Source organism: Clostridium lentum, assembly GCF_014287815.1.
Classification (GTDB): domain Bacteria; phylum Bacillota; class Clostridia; order Clostridiales; family Clostridiaceae; genus Clostridium; species Clostridium lentum.
The window spans coordinates 166,541-184,127 of the sequence record NZ_JACOOQ010000003.1 but is presented as its reverse complement, the minus strand read 5'-3'; the positions used below and the strand labels follow the sequence as shown (position 1 = coordinate 184,127).

The 17,587-nt window shown below is 29.0% G+C and carries 17 protein-coding genes and 2 pseudogenes; all 19 read right to left on the bottom strand.

What is annotated here, in order from left to right; all coding sequences use genetic code 11:
- Positions 1–1,168: pseudogene (locus H8R92_RS03305) on the bottom strand (transposase); the annotation flags it as partial.
- A gap of 123 nt (positions 1,169–1,291) precedes the next feature.
- Positions 1,292–2,464, bottom strand: a complete 1,173-nt coding sequence (locus tag H8R92_RS03300; protein WP_186834730.1) for a flagellin N-terminal helical domain-containing protein — start codon at positions 2,462–2,464, stop codon at positions 1,292–1,294.
- A gap of 208 nt (positions 2,465–2,672) precedes the next feature.
- Positions 2,673–3,848 carry a flagellin N-terminal helical domain-containing protein gene (locus tag H8R92_RS03295; protein ID WP_186834729.1) on the bottom strand — a complete coding sequence of 392 codons (1,176 nt, stop codon included), beginning with the start codon at positions 3,846–3,848 and terminating at the stop codon, positions 2,673–2,675.
- A 152-nt stretch (positions 3,849–4,000) separates the two neighbouring features.
- Positions 4,001–4,324, bottom strand: a complete 324-nt coding sequence (locus H8R92_RS03290; protein WP_186834728.1) for a hypothetical protein — start codon at positions 4,322–4,324, stop codon at positions 4,001–4,003.
- An 11-nt stretch (positions 4,325–4,335) separates the two neighbouring features.
- Positions 4,336–5,976, bottom strand: coding sequence for a flagellar filament capping protein FliD (fliD, locus tag H8R92_RS03285; RefSeq protein WP_186834727.1), 1,641 nt, complete (start codon positions 5,974–5,976; stop codon positions 4,336–4,338).
- Between the two features lie 13 nt (positions 5,977–5,989).
- Entirely contained in the window at positions 5,990–6,370 is a 381-nt protein-coding gene (gene fliS / locus H8R92_RS03280) for a flagellar export chaperone FliS (RefSeq protein WP_186834726.1), read from the bottom strand.
- Positions 6,371–6,393: 23 nt separating this feature from the next.
- Complete coding sequence (csrA, locus tag H8R92_RS03275; protein WP_186834725.1) at positions 6,394–6,612, bottom strand: carbon storage regulator CsrA; 219 nt, start codon at positions 6,610–6,612, stop codon at positions 6,394–6,396.
- 5 nt (positions 6,613–6,617) lie between these two features.
- Entirely contained in the window at positions 6,618–7,040 is a 423-nt protein-coding gene (gene fliW, locus H8R92_RS03270) for a flagellar assembly protein FliW (protein WP_186834724.1), read from the bottom strand.
- Positions 7,041–7,052: 12 nt separating this feature from the next.
- Positions 7,053–8,093 carry a flagellar hook-associated protein FlgL gene (gene flgL / locus H8R92_RS03265; RefSeq protein WP_186834723.1) on the bottom strand — a complete coding sequence of 347 codons (1,041 nt, stop codon included), beginning with the start codon at positions 8,091–8,093 and terminating at the stop codon, positions 7,053–7,055.
- Positions 8,094–8,104: 11 nt separating this feature from the next.
- A complete protein-coding gene (flgK, locus tag H8R92_RS03260) occupies positions 8,105–9,787 on the bottom strand; it encodes a flagellar hook-associated protein FlgK (protein WP_186834722.1) in 1,683 nt (560 codons plus the stop codon).
- 20 nt (positions 9,788–9,807) lie between these two features.
- Positions 9,808–10,212 carry a flagellar protein FlgN gene (locus H8R92_RS03255; protein WP_022169225.1) on the bottom strand — a complete coding sequence of 135 codons (405 nt, stop codon included), beginning with the start codon at positions 10,210–10,212 and terminating at the stop codon, positions 9,808–9,810.
- 4 nt (positions 10,213–10,216) lie between these two features.
- Positions 10,217–10,492 carry a flagellar biosynthesis anti-sigma factor FlgM gene (locus H8R92_RS03250; protein ID WP_186834721.1) on the bottom strand — a complete coding sequence of 92 codons (276 nt, stop codon included), beginning with the start codon at positions 10,490–10,492 and terminating at the stop codon, positions 10,217–10,219.
- Positions 10,493–10,654: 162 nt separating this feature from the next.
- Positions 10,655–11,800 (bottom strand): annotated as a pseudogene (locus tag H8R92_RS03245) (AAA family ATPase); the annotation flags it as partial.
- Positions 11,801–11,937: 137 nt separating this feature from the next.
- Positions 11,938–13,125 (bottom strand): flagellar motor switch phosphatase FliY, encoded by a 1,188-nt coding sequence (gene fliY, locus H8R92_RS03240; RefSeq protein ID WP_186834719.1) that lies wholly within the window; start codon positions 13,123–13,125, stop codon positions 11,938–11,940.
- Positions 13,118–14,116 (bottom strand): flagellar motor switch protein FliM, encoded by a 999-nt coding sequence (fliM, locus tag H8R92_RS03235; RefSeq protein ID WP_022169229.1) that lies wholly within the window; start codon positions 14,114–14,116, stop codon positions 13,118–13,120. Before fliM ends, fliY begins: the two co-directional genes overlap by 8 nt.
- Positions 14,117–14,144: 28 nt before the next feature.
- Entirely contained in the window at positions 14,145–14,540 is a 396-nt protein-coding gene (locus tag H8R92_RS03230) for a chemotaxis protein CheW (protein ID WP_022169230.1), read from the bottom strand.
- A gap of 23 nt (positions 14,541–14,563) precedes the next feature.
- Positions 14,564–14,923: a response regulator gene (locus H8R92_RS03225; RefSeq protein ID WP_022169231.1), complete on the bottom strand. Its 360-nt coding sequence runs from the start codon at positions 14,921–14,923 to the stop codon at positions 14,564–14,566.
- Between the two features lie 19 nt (positions 14,924–14,942).
- Positions 14,943–15,539, bottom strand: coding sequence for a chemotaxis protein CheC (locus H8R92_RS03220; RefSeq protein ID WP_186834718.1), 597 nt, complete (start codon positions 15,537–15,539; stop codon positions 14,943–14,945).
- 16 nt (positions 15,540–15,555) lie between these two features.
- Positions 15,556–17,577: a chemotaxis protein CheA gene (locus H8R92_RS03215; protein WP_186834717.1), complete on the bottom strand. Its 2,022-nt coding sequence runs from the start codon at positions 17,575–17,577 to the stop codon at positions 15,556–15,558.
- Positions 17,578–17,587: the final 10 nt, after the last annotated feature.

Here is a 17,587-nt window from a genome sequence, read left to right as displayed (position 1 = left end):
GTCTCTTATTCCCTTTAGCTTTAGTACATTTATCTTTATATGGACAGCCATTACAGTTTTCACTTTCGTAAATGGTCACTACTGATTTATAGTTAGATTTAGATACTTTAATTTTGCTTTAAACAGGAACTAATCTTTTTCCATAGGCACATATGTAATAATCATCATCAGCATTATAAGTCATATTTTCTCTCTTACTAATATCATTTTTAAATTTTTCAGGTAAATCATTTTCAAGTTTATTAAGAAATGGTATGAATGTTAATTGATCCGCTCTTTCACTTGAAACATCAACACCGACTATGTATTCTCCTTCAACACCAATTTGAATATTATACCCTGGTTTAAGTTGACCATTTTTCATATGGTCTTCTTTCATATGCATGAAAGTCGCATCTTTATCAGTTTTTGAAAAGCTATTTCGACCATCAAAGATGCTATTATATTCATCATATTTATTTTGTTTTTCTATAAATTCTTCAAGTGATTCAAAGTATTTTTGCAATTTGCTTTTTCTTTTACCTTTTCCATGAACAAATTCAATTTTATTTTCAACTTTAATAGTATCTAACTTGTGTAATATTTTAGATACGAAATCAACTGTTATTTTATCATTATTAATATTGATTTTTATATCTAACTCATCTTTTAAATGTTTTAAAGTATCTTTAATTTTTTCTTGTAGTTTATTTTCAAATTTATCAGTTACTTTTTTCCATATAAAAGTATACTTATTAGCATTCGCTTCGATTTTTGCACCATCTACAAATAAATTTTCATATTGAATTTCATTATTTTCTCCTAAATAAATAATAAGTTGATTAAATAAATCACGAAGGCACTTTGCTAAACGTTGACTTCTAAATCTAGCAATTGTATTATGATCCGGAGCCTTTTGCCCTTGCAAAAGCCAAATAAAGTTTATATCACGTTTGCAAGCTTTTTCTAATTCTCTACTGGAATATATTTTGTTCATATCTCCATATATTAATATCCTAAATAAAGTGACTGGATCGACTGCTGGATTTCTATCTAATGTAGAGTATGTTTTATATAAATTTGTATAATCTAATCCCTCCGTAACTTCAAATAGCAGTCTTACAGGATCATCTTCTTTAGGTATAAAAGGGACCTGTATTGGAAAACCTATTTGTTGCATAGGTATCACATTCTTTTTGAAGTTTTTCATAACGATATTATATGCAAAAAAGGGAATTCAAATACGAATTCCCTTTTTTTATCGGCTAGTATCAAATATTATTTTGATAAAGCCCCTTAAATTATTAATCAACTATCTTAATAATTGTAATACGTTTTGTGGTTGTTGGTTAGCTTGAGAAATCATAGCTTGAGCAGCTTGATTTAAGATATTATTCTTAGAATATTCCATCATTTCCTTAGCCATATCAACATCTCTTAATGTAGATTCTGCTGATGTTAAGTTTTCTGCAGTATTATCTAAGTTAGATATTGTATATTCTAATCTATTTTGCACTGCCCCTAAATTTGCTCTTTGAGATGATACTGCATTTAAAGCCGCATCAAATGCAGTTATTGCTTCATTAGCACTTTGTGCTGTTTCAACACTTAATCCTCTACCTTTATCATTTACTATTTTTAAAGCTTGTGCTCTCATATCTCCAATTTCAATACTCATAGATTGATCAGCATTTGCCCCAACTTGAACAGATACTTTTCCTTCACTAAATTCTTTATCTCTTTGTGCTACACCATCAGTTTTCTTAGTTGTAACACCAGCTTGAGAACCATTAAATGAAACTTTAAATTCATCTTTATCTATTCCTACTTTTTGAACTAATTTTATTTTTGTTTTACCTGTTACAGTAATATCATAACTATCAAGAACACCTTCTAATTTTGTTTTTATTTCTGTTTCACCTGCTGTACTAGCTGTATCAAACTCTATAACTTTTCCATCAATAATCAATTTATCTTTATCTGTTAAATCTCTATCTAATTCTATTGTAAATTCACCTTTTACTTCTTTAACCTCGTCTCTTACTAAATCTCCAGCTTCCCCACTCTTGCTTCCATTTAATAGTTTTTGAGTGTTAAATTCTGTATTATTAGCAATTCTATCAACTTCTTCTGTTAATGCATTGATTTCCTTTTGGATTTCTTCTCTATCACTTGTTGTATTTGTATCATTTGATGCTTGTACTGCTAATTCTCTCATTCTTTGAAGAATATTAGTAGTTTCATTTAAAGCTCCTTCTGCTGTTTGAATCATTGATATACCATCAGCTGAGTTTCTAGAAGCTTGAGTTAATCCTCTTATTTGTCCTCTCATTTTTTCTGATATTGCTAGCCCTGCTGCATCGTCTCCAGCTCTATTAATTCTTAAACCTGAAGATAATTTCTCCATTGATTTCCCAGCAGCTGTATTGTTTATTCCCATGTTTCTGTGCGCATTTAATGCATTCATATTATGATTAATAATCATTTTTATTTTCCTCCTTGATTTTCCTTGACATCCTTGTCTTTTAGTTTTATTTATAGTTCATAATGTCTAATGACCTTACATCTATATATTCGTCTTAATTTATTTTACTTTATAGTTTTTTAAATTCTATATATTATCTTGTTTAACTCAATAACTATATCTTTTTCAAAAAAGAATAATTAATATTCACTCTTAAATTAGTACTATATTATCTTAATAATTGTAATACATTTTGTGGTTGTTGATTAGCTTGAGAAATCATTGCTTGTGCAGCTTGATTTAAAATATTATTCTTAGAATATTCCATCATTTCTTTAGCCATATCAACATCTCTTAATGTAGATTCTGCTGATGTTAAGTTTTCTGCAGTGTTATCTAAGTTAGATATTGTGTATTCAAGTCTATTTTGTACTGCCCCTAAATTAGCTCTTTGAGATGATACTGCATTTAAAGCTGCATCAAATGCAGTTATAGCTTCATTAGCACTTTGTGCTGTTTCTACACTTAATCCTCTACCTTTATCATTTACTATTTTTAAAGCTTGTGCTCTCATATCTCCTATTTCAATACTCATTGATTGCTCTGCATTAGCTCCAACTTGAACACTTACTTTTCCTTCACTAAATTCTGTATCTCTTTGAGTTACACCATCAGTTTTTACTTTAGCATCAACTCCTGCATCTGAACCATTTAAAGTTACCTTAAATTCGTCTTTATCATTTCCAACTTTTTGTTTTAACGATATACTTTTTGCACTATTAACTGTAATATCATATCCATCAAAAACTTTTGCTAATTTCTCTTTAATTTTATCATTATTAGCTACATCTGCTGCTTCAAATTCAACTACTTTTCCATCAATAACCAATTTATCTTTAGCTATTAAATCTTTAGCTAAATCAATTGTAAATTCACCTTTTACTTCTTTAACTTCATCTCTTACTAAATCACCTTCTTCTCCACTCTTACTTCCATTTAATAATTTTTGAGTGTTGAACTCTGTGTTATTAGCAATTCTATCAACTTCTTCAGTTAATGCATTGATTTCTTTTTGAATTTCTTCTCTATCACTAGTTGTATTTGTATCATTTGATGCTTGTACTGCTAATTCTCTCATTCTTTGAAGAATATTAGTAGTTTCGTTTAATGCTCCTTCTGCTGTTTGGATCATTGATATACCATCTGCTGAGTTTCTTGAAGCTTGAGTTAAACCTCTTATTTGCCCTCTCATTTTTTCTGATATTGCTAGACCTGCAGCATCATCTCCAGCTCTGTTTATTCTTAAACCTGAAGATAATTTCTCCATTGATTTCCCAGCAGCTGTATTGTTAATTCCCATGTTTCTGTGCGCATTTAACGCATTCATATTATGATTAATAATCATTTTTATTTTCCTCCTTGATTTTCCTTGACGTCCTTGTCTTTTATTTTTTGTTTATTTTTGTAATGTTTAATAACCTTACCTTTATATATTCGTCTTATATTTATTTTACTTTATAGTTTTTTATTATTTTTATTTATGTAATAAATGGATAATTAAATTTGTTTATTTAAAAAATATATATCTTCAAATTGTTTTCCATAAACATTTTGAGCAGCTTTTTGTCTCTTAATTTCATCAAGTTGCTCTTTTAAATTTAGTTTACTTTTTTGTAATTCTTCTTCTATTTTTTTATCAACAGTTAATATACCAAAATTTTTTTCAATATCTATATTTTTATTTATTGATAGTTCTGATAATTTATTTAATATATCCTGTCTTACTTTCATGGAATTTTCAGCACTTTCCAAATCATCTTTCATAATTTCATATAATATTTTATCTGAAATTCTTTTATATTCTTTTAAAAGTTCTTCCATAATAAACACTCCTAGCTAGAGAACATTGAAGTTAATGAACTAGATTGATTATTTAAATTATTCATTAATGTTTCTAATCTTGCATATTTACTATATAACGCTTGTTGCTTAGTAGCAAATAAAGTTTGCATTCTAGAAATTTTAGTTTCATATTGAGCAATCCTTCTACTTAAAGTATTGTTTGATGCTGTGGCAGAACCTTCAATACCAGCTTTCTTAAGTAATGATCCAGTTGAGTTTTGAGTTTCTTTATCAAATATAGATTTTAATTGTTGTAATACACCTTTTTCAGAAGCATCATCACTATTATTTATAAATACTTTCATAACATCTTCTGGATTATTTTCCAATGCTTTCGTTAATTTATCTTCATCAATAGAAAAAGTTCCATTTTTAGTTCCACTATAATCAGTTACCGCAGTAATTCCAAAAGATTTTAAAGATTGTCCAGAACTTCCTACCAATGAACTCATAGCTGTTTTCATTGCATTTCTTATTCTTGTTAAATCACTATCTCTACTTAACTGCCCTACTTTTACTTTCTTTTCCCAAAGTTCAATTTCTTTTTCACTCATTTCTTCTTTTTGAGCATTTGTTAATGGCATATAACTACTATCTCTTTTTTCACTAATTAATGTATTTAATTTTTCCATTAAAGTATTATAATCATTAACAAATTTAACTATATTATCTTTTGCTTTTGTAACATCAGTTTTACTTGTAATATTAACTTTTTCAGAAGTTACATTATTAAACTTAAAAGTAACACCATCTAAAGTAATACTATTGGAATTACTTCCTGAAACTTCATACTTTTCACCATCTTTATAGATAATTGCTTCACAATTAGTTCCATTTACTTTATTCTTTTCATTTCCACGTTCGCTTACAGTATACTCTCCATTTTCACCTTGTTTAACATATACACCTTCTTTTTTCATAGCTTCTTCTATTTTCCCTTGTGAAAAACCTTCTGAAAGATCTACTGTTATATTCTTACCTGCAACTTCAATTTCAAATTTCTTTTTATCTTCATCACTTGTTATAGCATTAAACTTACTTTCTAACTCTTTAAAAAATTCACCCTTTTTAGTTTCTGTTTTTGCTTCACTTATACTTATACTTTGATCTGCACCTAATTTATCAGTAGTAAATACTATCCCCTTAGAAAATTCACTATATTTAGCAGTAACACCACTATTTTTTAAAGCTTCATTTATAGCAACTACTTTTTCACTAGTGCTTTTAGTTTCATCTATTTCAACTTTTATATTATTTATATAAAAAGTTCCTTTAGCATCATTAACAGGCATTGTATATGAGGCAGCCTTTGCTAAACTTGTAACTTCCACAGAGTAATTAGCTGCTTCTGCTCCTCCACTGGAAGTTACAGTAACTGCTGAACTAGCTGACTCAAAAGTTGTAGTACCCCAATTTCTTTGAAGTAAAATACTATCACTTTTACCTACATTAAAATATTTATCATAAAAGTCTCTACAATCCTTTATTACTTCTCTATACATTTCTTGTTGTAATTCTAGCACCATTTTTTGCTGATCTACTGTATCTATCTTTGTTTGATATGCTTGCATAGTTTCTTGTACTACTGAATCTACATCAAGACCTGTGGCTAACCCTGTTATTCTTGTCATTTGTTAACACTCCTTATCTTTGACCTACACTTAACTTATAAGCTTCATTCCATATATTTCTTACTTCTTCTATTAAAGGTATTACTTCATCCATAATAGCTTCGTCCTTCTTTATATTAGCTTGAAGTAATCTATCATTTATAAATGAATATACATTAAACATTTGTTTTGCCCAATCTCCTGCATTTGGGTCAAGAGTTACTTTTAATTCTGTAAATATATCTTGTGTTCTTGTTATACTATTATGAGCCATTTTTATATCTTTTTCTTGTATTGCAAGCTTTCCTCTCTTAGCAAACTTAACGGCTCCATCTAAAAGCATTAAAAGCATCTGTTCCTTAGATGCAAAATTCACACTATTATTTTTATATACTCCATATGCATTTGGATGCATAATTATTCGCCTCCGTATGTTAATTATTTTAATTTTAAATTTTTTAAAATATCTATATTTAAGCTTACAGCTTCTTTATTTTCTTTTTCTACTTCTATGTATAGTTCTTTTCTTAATATTTGAACTTCTTTTGGAGCATTTATTGCTAGTTTTACAGTACCATTTTCTATGGCTGCAATACTTATTTCAATATTGTCTCCAATTAAAATACTTTCACCTTTTTTTCTTCTAACAACTAGCATTTATATCACTCCTTAACTAAAGGATGTTTTATTTTATATTTTTCTTTATCTATAATTACTTGTTCACCTAAGTTTTCATTAACATTAATAACCACTGGTGCTTTTAAATTAGCAGTAATTTTTTTGATATCACTACTTAAAGTTACTAAAGAAAATACACTGACATCGCTAGCAAATTTGGCTTTTATTCTTTCTATAGTTTCATTGCTTAATTTAATTTCATAATCACTTTCTACATCAAAAGGAGATACAAGTACAAAAGAGATTTTTTCATCTTCAATGGATTGAAGTATTGTAAAGTTACTATTTTCCACTTTTCTTAATATGAAATTATGCAATTCATCAAAGCCCAATATAGTTTTTTCAAATTTAATTATTTCATTTTCATCATAAGTTATTTTTCCATGAACAGGTGATATAACCTCCATAAATTTTCCCTCCTAAATATAATCTACCAGTGATTTTTGAATTATAGATGCACTTACTTGAAGTGATGCTTGATATATAGCTTGAAGAGTTGCTAAATCTATAGTCTTTTCTGCTATATCAATATCTTCAGTTTTTGAAAGTACATCTTTCATAGTTAAGTTTTGCTCTTCATTTTGAGTTTTAGCTGAATCCATTCTGTTTTGCTTTGCTCCAACTTCACCTCTTATACTACTTACATTAGATACAAATAAATCCATTTCTTCTAAATTGCCTTTTATAACATCACTACTATCTACTTTATCTAAGTTGTTAACAACATCATTTAATAACTTCATAACGTTATTTCCATTTTTTAAAGTTAATATACTTGGAGTTCCTACGTTATAATTCATGTTTACACCATTAGATACTTCAACACTTAAATTAGCATTCATTTGATTTAATAATTTTTCATATTCTGGCTTTGGATTTGCTTCCACTGCTAAATTTCCATTGGCATCTCTTGTAATAGTGCCATCGGCATTTTTTATATAGGCTTTTCCTTCTTCATTAAAGGAATTTCCATTATCATCTTTAAATACTAATATATTGTTACCATTGCTATCTTTTTCTACTCCAACAGGTTTAGATAAACTTTTAGTTCCTCCAAAGATGTATTTACCATCATAATTAGTGTTTAAAACTTGTGCTATTTCATTAATTTTTTCATTGATTTCTTCTTTAAGAGCATTTTTTTCATCACTACCATAAGAAGCATTTCCTGCTGAAACCATCAGCTCTCTTATTCTTTGTGCTGAATTTCCTATTTGTTCTAAAGCTACATCAGTGGTATCTAGCCAGTTAATAGTGTCTTTAATGTTTTCATTATATTGTTTATTGGCAGATATATCTGAGTACATTTGCATTATTCTTGCTGTTTTAAAAGGATTATCAGAAGGCTTACTAATTTCTTTTCCTGTAGTTAATTGTTTATTTAAAGTATTTAAATTATTTAAATTTTTATTTAAGTCTTTTAAATACGTTGTGCTCATCATTTGATTTGTAACTCTCATAATTTTTCTCCTTAAATTAATCCTAAAATAATATCTAGCATATCACTAACAGTAGTTATTGTTTTTGCATTGGCACTATATGCCTTTTGATATTGAATTAAGTTAGTCATTTCTTCATCCAGTGAAACACCTGAAACTGAAAGCCTACTTATATCTAATGAATTTAATAAATCTTCTTCATTGGAAACAACTCTCTTGGCATGTTGTGCTTCAACTCCTAATTTATCAACTACGTCTTGAAAGTATGACTCAACCTTTGTTCCACTGGCAACATCATTAACTAATGACATAGTGCTACCATTGGTAAACTTGCATAATTGAGTCCTTGTTGTAGTGCTATCTATTTTGCTTATAGATATTAATGTGCTTTGTAATTGTGCTATGGCTAAGGCTCTACTTCCATCTCCTTCTCCTGCATCAGCATTTTCTTTAGTGTTAATAAGTGAAGGATTTTCTAAAATTAAAGTATTTATTGAAATATTTTTAGCACTTATACCTGCTTCATCTTTTCCATCAGAAGCTACAAAAAAGTCTAAAGTTTTAGTTGTATCCTTTATATTAGAATCCATTGAACCACTGTGAATAGCATTTACTGACAATGCTAACCCTTTAGCCATTTTATCTAATTGATTCATATAACTTCCAATACTATCTTGAACTTCTATAGCTCCAGCTATTTCTCCTGATTTTGGTATGAACTTTTCAATAGGATTTGCTATATTTCCTCCATCTTTCACTATATTTCCTTGACCATCAAGCATTTCTCCATTGCCATCTGTAAGTAATATTCTTGTTTTCTTTAAAGTATCTACTTCAGTAGCTGCTAATCCTGATACAGTTATAGTTTTAGGTTTTTCAGTATCACCATTAACAAAGTAGCTTATTGTATGACTACCATTTCCATTATCTTTAATTTCTGAAATAAATGATAATCTTGTTACTTCACCATTAGGTTCTGAATTAACTAATGGGTTTAAATTTGCTCCAATTCCGGTAGCAGTAATATCATTACCATTAAATTGAGTTTTATCAACATCTATACCAAATTTACTGCTTAATTCATCTAACAGATTATCTCTGCTATCCATTAAGTCATTTGGTTGATCACCTGTTATGCTGGCAATTCTTATTTGATTATTTACTGTTGTTAATTGCTCTAATATACTATTAACTTCTTTTACACTATTTTTAACAGATTCCACTGAATTTTCTTGTAATTTTTCAAGTTTTGAATATGTGTTATTTAATAAATCACATAAAGTTTTTGTCTTTTGAGTAACAACAACTCTTGTACTGGAACTTGTACTTTGCTTTGATAATTCTTGAAAAGCATCAAAGAAATCTGATAGTGCTGTAGAAATTCCTGTATCTGAAGGTTCATTAAAAATCCCTTCCACTTGTGATAAGTAATCTAACTTTGTTGAATACTTGCCAAGTTCTGCTGTTTCAACTCTCACTTGATAGTCTAAAAAAGAATCTCTTACTCTTTCAATGGCTGAAATTTGAGCTCCTGTACCTACTTGCCCTGCTTCTGCTCCTAATGTAATAGGTCTTGATGTCTGTATTTTTGCTCTTTGTCTTGAATACCCTACTGTAGATGAATTGGCAATGTTATGAGATGTAACATTGATTCCACTTTGATGCACCGTCAGTCCACTTTTTGCTGTGTTAAACGTAGAAAATATACTTGCCATATTAAAATTCTCCTTTTATTTTATAATCTTCCATAGGAATTATAAGTTCCTTTTTCTCTTTTAGGATTTATTATATTTAACATTCTATTTGTAAAAACCAATTGTTGTTTTATTAATAAGTCGTTGGTTTCATTTTGATGTTTAATACTTTCTAAAACCATTTTTATTTCTCTATAAACTCTGTCTAACTCTTTATTTCCGCTTTCATTAATTATATCTTGTACTTTTTTTCCATTAAGAAGCTTTCTTCTTTCAACTTCCTGCTTAGCTACTTCTCTATTAGCTAGTTTTATTTCATCTACTATTGCATCTAGTTCAAAGGTTTCTTTATTTATGATACTCTTATATTGTTTTTCTAAAATTACCAATAGCCCTTTTAATGCTTCTGTTTCTTTTTGAATAATACCTATAAGATTATTTATCATTTATTCATCTTCCTTCTTTTATATTATTTAAAATACTTTGTGCTGTTAATCTAGCATCTACATTATAAGTGCCATTTTGGATTTTTGCTTTAAGCTCTTCTATTTTAGCACTATTATCTATATTAAAATCTACATTATCATACATACTTAAGTTTCTTCCTAATTCAGATATTTCAATTTTATCTTTTCCTATATCTGTATTAGTTTCTTTTATTTTTCTTGCTCCATTAGAAGCATATATATTTGTAACTCCTTGTGTTCTTACTCCGTTAATATTCATGTCTCTTACCTCCCTTATGAATATTCCCTTTAACTAATTATCGTAATACACTTATAAAAATTTATAGTATTTATTATGTTTATTTGCATAAAAAATACTGACTTATTTAAATCTCAAGTCAGTATTTTGCATTTCTTTTGCATAAAAGTATATTTTATCTTAATTCTTCAATTTTACTGATACATATCCAAAGGATTTATCTTCTAAAGCTTTCTCAAATTCTTGCATAAGCTCTTTGTTGGGAATTTTTAAATAACCATCATAATACGATAAAAATCCTAATACTATCATTGCTGAATAAATTTCTTTTTTTGTTCTAGGTGCTCTTTGTCCAGCTCTAAATTCTTCATTTATTGTTATATCAATTTCCTCTCCTGAAACCATTTCTATAACATCATCACAAATATCTAAAGTATTATATTTAAGATATTCTACCACTTCATCCATAGCTCCAGTATTAGTCCAATAACTTTCACAATAATTATTTTTAAGTGCTTTTACTACAGAACGTGGATTGTAAATTCTTATGCCTGTAGCTGTTAAATAACCATTATACCAAGCTTCAACTTCTTCAAATCTTAGCTTTCCATTTTTATTGCAAAGTTCTAGTGTCTCATATTCTGTAAAACCAAAATACTCACCAAAGCTTCTGTCCTTCAAAAATGTATATTCATCAAACATATTAAGTGCTGAGCCACTTGAATATTTTTTTATTGGTAATACTCCTGTCATATAACAAAGAGATACATAGGGCTGATCCTTTAATAAATTTCTCAAAAACTCTAAAAAGTCATTTTGATTTTCTACAAACATATTATTATTAAAAATATAATCCCATTCATCAAAGATAAAAATAAATTTTTCTTGTGTATCCATAAGCATAGAACTTATATTAAAATATTTATCTGCTTTAATATGAGTATATTTTTCTGTTATATCTCTAATAAGTTGTGTTCTAATCATATTTATATAGTCATCATAACTTTTCATGTTATCAGGTATTTCATTAAATGATATACTTATAACATTGTATTTATTAAGATTTTCCATATAACTTTCACTACTACTTATTTTAAGATTATCAAAAATTTCTTTTGACTTTACGGCTTTTGAATAATAAGCTCCAATCATACTTGCTATTGAAGATTTTCCAAACCTTCTTGGTCTTGTTATACATACATACTTATCAGAGGTATTTAATAATTGATTTAAACTATCTATAATTAAAGATTTATCTATAAAATATTTACTTCTATATAAATTTTTATAGTTTTCTAAAAGTACATTAGTGTTTAAATAGTTTGACATTTATATCACCTCACATCTAAATAATATTAACTTCATTATTAAATTATAAATATTATAACATACCTTAATATTTTTATATAATACAAATAAGACAGCATATAATCATAAGATTTATATACTGTCTTTCTTATTTTTACTTATCTTAAACTCTTTATTCTGTCTGCTCCACTAACAATGTTATTAATTCTTACTCCGAAGTTTTCATCTATAACAACAACTTCTCCTTCAGCTATAACCTTGCCATTTACAAGCACTTCCACTGGCTCATCTGCTAATCTATTTAATTCTATAAGAGATCCATTTCCTAGATTTAAAATATCTCTTATACTCTTTTTAGTTCTTCCTAAAACAACAGATATATCTAATGCAACATCTAATATTAAATCAATATTATCATGAGACTTTCTTACGTGTTCTGTCCCTAATGGTGCAAAGTTTGCTTTTTGTACTTCCACTGATGGTTGCATCATTGGTTGTGTATGACTCATAGGTGGTGCATAATTTGCAGGTACTTCATATGCAGGCTGTTGATATGCTGGCTGCCCATGTACCGGTGCTTCATATGTTGGTTGTGGTGAACTTGGCATAGTAGATGCTGATGCCGGTGTTGGTGCTGGCTCACTTACAGGTGCATCTACCGGAGCTTGTACTTGCTCTTCTCCCATCATAATAGAAACAATTTTCTTTGCTGTATTTAAAGGTAATATTTGCATTATATTAGACTTTAATACATCTCCTACTTCTAAATCAAAAGAAATCCTAACTACCTTTTCTTCTTCTTCAATATCGTTTGAAAGACTTTGTTCTTTACTTTCCCATAATGTTGATTGAGGAGGTGATATATCAACTCTTCTGCCAAACATAGTAGCCATTGAAGTTGCTGCAGAACCTATCATTTGATTCATAGCTTCTTGCACTGCACTTATTTCTATTTCTGATAATTCATCACTTTCTATTTTTCCATCTCCACCCATCATGCAATTGGCGATGACAGCTGCATCTGATATTTTCATCATCAGCATATTTCTTCCAGAAATACCTTCAACATATTCTACATCTAGTATTATATTAGGAACATCAAAATTCTCTTTAATTTGTTTTATTGTTGTCACCGTTACTACTGGTGTTGTTATGTTAACTTTTTGATTAAGTAATTGATATAATGCTGTGGAAGCAGATCCCATAGATATATTTCCAACTTCCCCTAGCAAATCTTTTTCTAAATCACTTAATAATTCTTCATTATTTTCAACTTCATTATCATTATTTAACTCACCATTTAATAATGAGTTAATTTCATCTTGAGATAAAAAACCATTACTCATCTGTTTTCACATCCTTATTTATAGTATCTAAAAGTTCTACTCCTGCCATTTTCCCAATAATTCCTGGTTTTCCACTATAGCATAACTCATCTTCTACATATACCTTTATAGGCTCTATTGTTTTAGTATCTAGCTTTAGTACATCTCCAACTACTAAATCCAAAAATTCTTCAACATTTATTTGAGTCTTACCAAGTTCAGCTTTTATTTTTAACTCTACAGGTTGGATTGTTCCCTTAATAATTTCCACTAAATCTTCTTCATCTTCATCATCAGAACTTCTTAACCAATATTCTACTACTAACTTATCTAGAAGCTTTTCTATACTTAAATAAGGAATACATAAATTAATATATGTACTATCCTCTCCAAATTCCACTAAAAAGCTTATTAACGCCACAGGCTCATTTGGTGCTAATGTCTGGTTTGCAGTAGGATTTGTATCTAATGATTCAAACTCCGGAGTTACTTCCATTATTTCAGACCACCCAGATTCTAATTGTTCAATAATTTCTCTGCACACTTTAGATAGTATATTTTTTTCAATTTCAGTTAAATCTTTATCTATTCCTCGTTTAACTCCAAAACCACCCAAAAGTAAATCCAATATTTGAAAACCAAATTCCGGATTTAATTCCATTACTATATTTCCTTGCATTGGATGTAACTTAAAATATGAGATTATAGTAGGATTTGGAATAGATCTTATGAACTCTTCATAAGGAACCTGTTCAACATTTTCTACATTTACTTTAACACTCTTACGAGTTTGCATAGTTAAATAATTGCTTATTAATCTCGCAAATTTAGTATGAACCTTTTCTAATGTTCTAATATGATCTTTGGAGAATTTTTGTGGGGTTTTAAAATCATATTGCTTCACTTTATGTATGTCTTCTTCCACAGAATCTATAGTTTCTGGCTCTACATCTCCTGATGACAAAGCTGATAAAAGTGCATCTATCTCTTCCTGAGATAGTACTTCCGCCATAAATATTCCTCCTTATTTTTTACTAAATCTATATATTAACAATTTTATTTATATCAATAACAGTTAATAAATATTTATTAAATTCTATTACACCTTTAATATATTCTTTGCTGTCTATTGATGTGTTTTGCAACATATTTAAGTCTATATCTGCCACTTCTATCACTTCATCAACAGCTATTCCCACTTCTTCTTCATCAAGTTTTAATATTATTATATTTTGATTTTCACTTTGATTTTTAATATTTAAAAGCATACCAATATCAACTAAAGGTTTGATGCTACCTCTTAAATTAATAAGACCTTTTATATAAGACGGTGCTGTAGGAACTTTAGTTATTTGCATAATATCACTTATATTTTGTATTTTTTCAGTTTCTGTAGCAAAATATTCGCTACCTAATCTAAAGATTATAAATTGCATAGCTACTCCTCCGCTATAAAATATTATCCTACTATTTTCTTAACTGCTTCTAAAACTCTATCTGCTTGGAACGGCTTAACTATAAAGTCATTTGCTCCTGCCTTTATAGCATCCATAACCATTGATTGTTGCCCCATTGCTGAACACATTATAACTTTTGCAGCTGGATTAACTGCTTTAATTTGTTTCACTGCTTCTATTCCATCCATTTCAGGCATTGTTATATCCATTGTTACTAAGTCTGGTTGATGTGATTTATATAATTCTACTGCCTCTACTCCATTTGCTGCTTCAGCTACTACTTCATATCCATTCTTTGTTAAAATATCCTTTATCATCATTCTCATAAACGCTGCGTCGTCAACTATTAATATTTTTGCCATTTTTCTATTCCTCCTAAATTTAAACCATTCCTAATTGCTTCAATATATTTTCTAAAGACCCTGGCTGCGGTATGTAGTAAAAATGTCCTAATACATCTTGGCCATTGTGCCCTTTAAATAATGTTTCTATATCTAAAATATAATCATCATATTGACCTGACTCAATAAATGTCGAGGTCAGAATTGCATTAAACATATCATGAGTCACTGCTGGAACAGAAGCAATCATTTTAATCCCTGTAAATGATACAATGGAATTCATATAAGATGATGCTATTATATTACCTATTTCAGCTATAGCAGACATTCCTATATCGCTAAATACATCACTATGAGAAATCAACGCTTCTATTATTTCTTTAGCAACATGCTTATCAAAGGCATATAATATATTTCCTGGAGCTTCTCCTATGACTTTTACCAATACTGCAATGACCTCATTATTTAAGTCATTTTCTAAAATCTCTTCTAGCCTTACTATTTTTATATTGGGTATCCCCATATCTATCTTTCTATTCAAAAGAAATGACAATGATGTAGCTGCATTTCCTGAACCTATATTAAATACTTCTCTCAATGCATCTAACTGCATAGAACTCAAGTTTCTATAATCCATCGTTCTCACCTCATCACTATACCAATGAACCAACATCTAATATTAACGTTACTAAACCATCACCTAATATAGTTGCTCCTATATAAGCCCTAGTATCTTTAAATATCTTTCCTAATGGTTTTATAACTATTTCTTGTTGTCCAAGTAAAGAATCTACTAATAACCCGCTTAATTTATTGCCTATTTTAACGATTATTACATACTCTTTTCCTCTTGAACCTGATTCAATGCCTAATATTTTATTTAATCTTACTAACGGAATAATTTTATCTCTATATACAATCACTTCTTCTCCATTAGTTTGTTTCACATATTCATCTTTAAACTCTATAACTCTATCGATAAATCCTAAAGAAATTGCAAAAGTTTCTTCTCCAACTTTAACTAATAGAGCTTGAATTATTTGTAATGTTAATGGAAGAGTAACTATAAATGATGTACCTTTTCCTAGTTCACTATGTAATTCTACTGTTCCACCTAAAGCTTCTATCTTAGTCTTTACAACGTCCATTCCAACTCCTCTTCCTGAAACATCTGTAACAACTTCATTAGTTGAGAATCCTTGATGGAATATTAAATTCTTTATTTCTTGTTCAGTAAGCCCTGATGTAGAAATACCAACCTTTTCAGCTTTAGCTTTTATCTTATCAACATTGATTCCTGCACCATCATCAGTAACCTTTATGATAGCTTTTGTACCTTCTTGGTAAGCCATTAGCTTAACTGTACCTTGCACTGGCTTTCCAGCTGCTATTCTATCTTCCTTCTTTTCAATTCCATGATCAGCAGAATTTCTTAATAAGTGAATAAGTGGTTCACCAATTTCATCAATTACAGTTCTATCTAGTTCTGTATCTGCTCCTTCAATGATAAAATCTATTTCTTTACCTAAATCAACAGCTAAATCTCTCATCATTCTAGGGAATCTATTAAATACAACATCTAACGGAAGCATTCTAATCTTCATTACCAAATCTTGTAAATCAGAAGTAGTTCTCTCAACTTGTTCTAACGTCTCCACCAATTCTGGTGATTTGTTATTTACAACTATCTGTTCAAGTCTTGTTCTATATATTACAAGTTCTGATACCATATTCATAAGTGTATCTATTCTTTGTAAATCTACTCTTACTGACTGATGAGCCTTCTTGTTGTTAGCTCTAGGTTCTCTCTTAACTTCTGGAGCTTTTTTAGTTGCAATATCTTTAGGTTTAACAGGAGTTGCTACCACTTCAGATTTTTGAACTTGCGCTTCTTCTTGTTCTAAATCTTCAATATCTATATCTACATCTTCAACTGTTACACTTACAACTTCTGAAATATTTTCAACAATATCACTGATTTCTTGTGCAGATTTTTTAGTTACAAGAAGGAAATAAATATCAAAGTCAAAGTTTTCAGTTTCTATATCTTCAATTGTTGGTTTTGATTTTATTATTTCACCTTGTGATTCTAACTCTTGAAATATTAAGAAAGCTCTTGCAGATTTTAATAATGTTTCTTCACTTAATCTTATCTGAACATTTAAAGTGTTAAATCCACCTTTAATAGCTTGCCTTACAATTGATATATCATATTGATTTAACTCAACCTTTATTTTCTTATCTTCTTTTCCGCCTTCTTCACCATGTTCAACAACAACTTCTAATTCTTTCCCATTACCATTTACTATATTTCCCAAGGATTGTACTATATCTGTTACATCAACTTCATCATCTACCCCTGCTTCTATATTATTAACCATAGTTTCTAAGGTATCAAGACAATTAAATAGCACTGTAACAACATTTTCACTTACCTCTAATTTACCTTCTCTAAAATTAGATAAAACATCTTCCATTTTATGAGTTAATTCAGCCATTGCTGTGAACCCCATAGTTGCTGCCATACCTTTAATAGTATGTGCCACTCTAAAAATTTGATTTAACATTTCTATGTCATTTGGATTTTGTTCTAAATTAAGTAACGCTTCATTAAGTGTTTGAAGATTATCCATTGACTCATCCAAAAACATACTTAAATATTGTGATGTATCCAATTTTTACCCT

Excerpts from the sequence above, each read along its gene's own strand:
- H8R92_RS03230 (WP_022169230.1), bottom strand. The coding sequence starts at position 14,540 with ATGCAATTTATAATCTTTAGATTAGGTAGCGAATATTTTGCTACAGAA.
- H8R92_RS03295 (WP_186834729.1), bottom strand. The coding sequence starts at position 3,848 with ATGATTATTAATCATAATATGAATGCGTTAAATGCGCACAGAAACATG.
- fliW (WP_186834724.1), bottom strand. The coding sequence starts at position 7,040 with ATGGAGGTTATATCACCTGTTCATGGAAAAATAACTTATGATGAAAAT.
- fliS (WP_186834726.1), bottom strand. The coding sequence starts at position 6,370 with ATGCATCCAAATGCATATGGAGTATATAAAAATAATAGTGTGAATTTT.
- flgL (WP_186834723.1), bottom strand. The coding sequence starts at position 8,093 with ATGAGAGTTACAAATCAAATGATGAGCACAACGTATTTAAAAGACTTA.
- H8R92_RS03255 (WP_022169225.1), bottom strand. The coding sequence starts at position 10,212 with ATGATAAATAATCTTATAGGTATTATTCAAAAAGAAACAGAAGCATTA.
- fliD (WP_186834727.1), bottom strand. The coding sequence starts at position 5,976 with ATGACAAGAATAACAGGGTTAGCCACAGGTCTTGATGTAGATTCAGTA.
- H8R92_RS03290 (WP_186834728.1), bottom strand. The coding sequence starts at position 4,324 with ATGGAAGAACTTTTAAAAGAATATAAAAGAATTTCAGATAAAATATTA.
- csrA (WP_186834725.1), bottom strand. The coding sequence starts at position 6,612 with ATGCTAGTTGTTAGAAGAAAAAAAGGTGAAAGTATTTTAATTGGAGAC.
- H8R92_RS03220 (WP_186834718.1), bottom strand. The coding sequence starts at position 15,539 with ATGGATTATAGAAACTTGAGTTCTATGCAGTTAGATGCATTGAGAGAA.
- flgK (WP_186834722.1), bottom strand. The coding sequence starts at position 9,787 with ATGGCAAGTATATTTTCTACGTTTAACACAGCAAAAAGTGGACTGACG.
- H8R92_RS03300 (WP_186834730.1), bottom strand. The coding sequence starts at position 2,464 with ATGATTATTAATCATAATATGAATGCATTAAATGCGCACAGAAACATG.
- fliM (WP_022169229.1), bottom strand. The coding sequence starts at position 14,116 with ATGGCGGAAGTACTATCTCAGGAAGAGATAGATGCACTTTTATCAGCT.
- H8R92_RS03250 (WP_186834721.1), bottom strand. The coding sequence starts at position 10,492 with ATGAATATTAACGGAGTAAGAACACAAGGAGTTACAAATATATATGCT.
- fliY (WP_186834719.1), bottom strand. The coding sequence starts at position 13,125 with ATGAGTAATGGTTTTTTATCTCAAGATGAAATTAACTCATTATTAAAT.
- H8R92_RS03225 (WP_022169231.1), bottom strand. The coding sequence starts at position 14,923 with ATGGCAAAAATATTAATAGTTGACGACGCAGCGTTTATGAGAATGATG.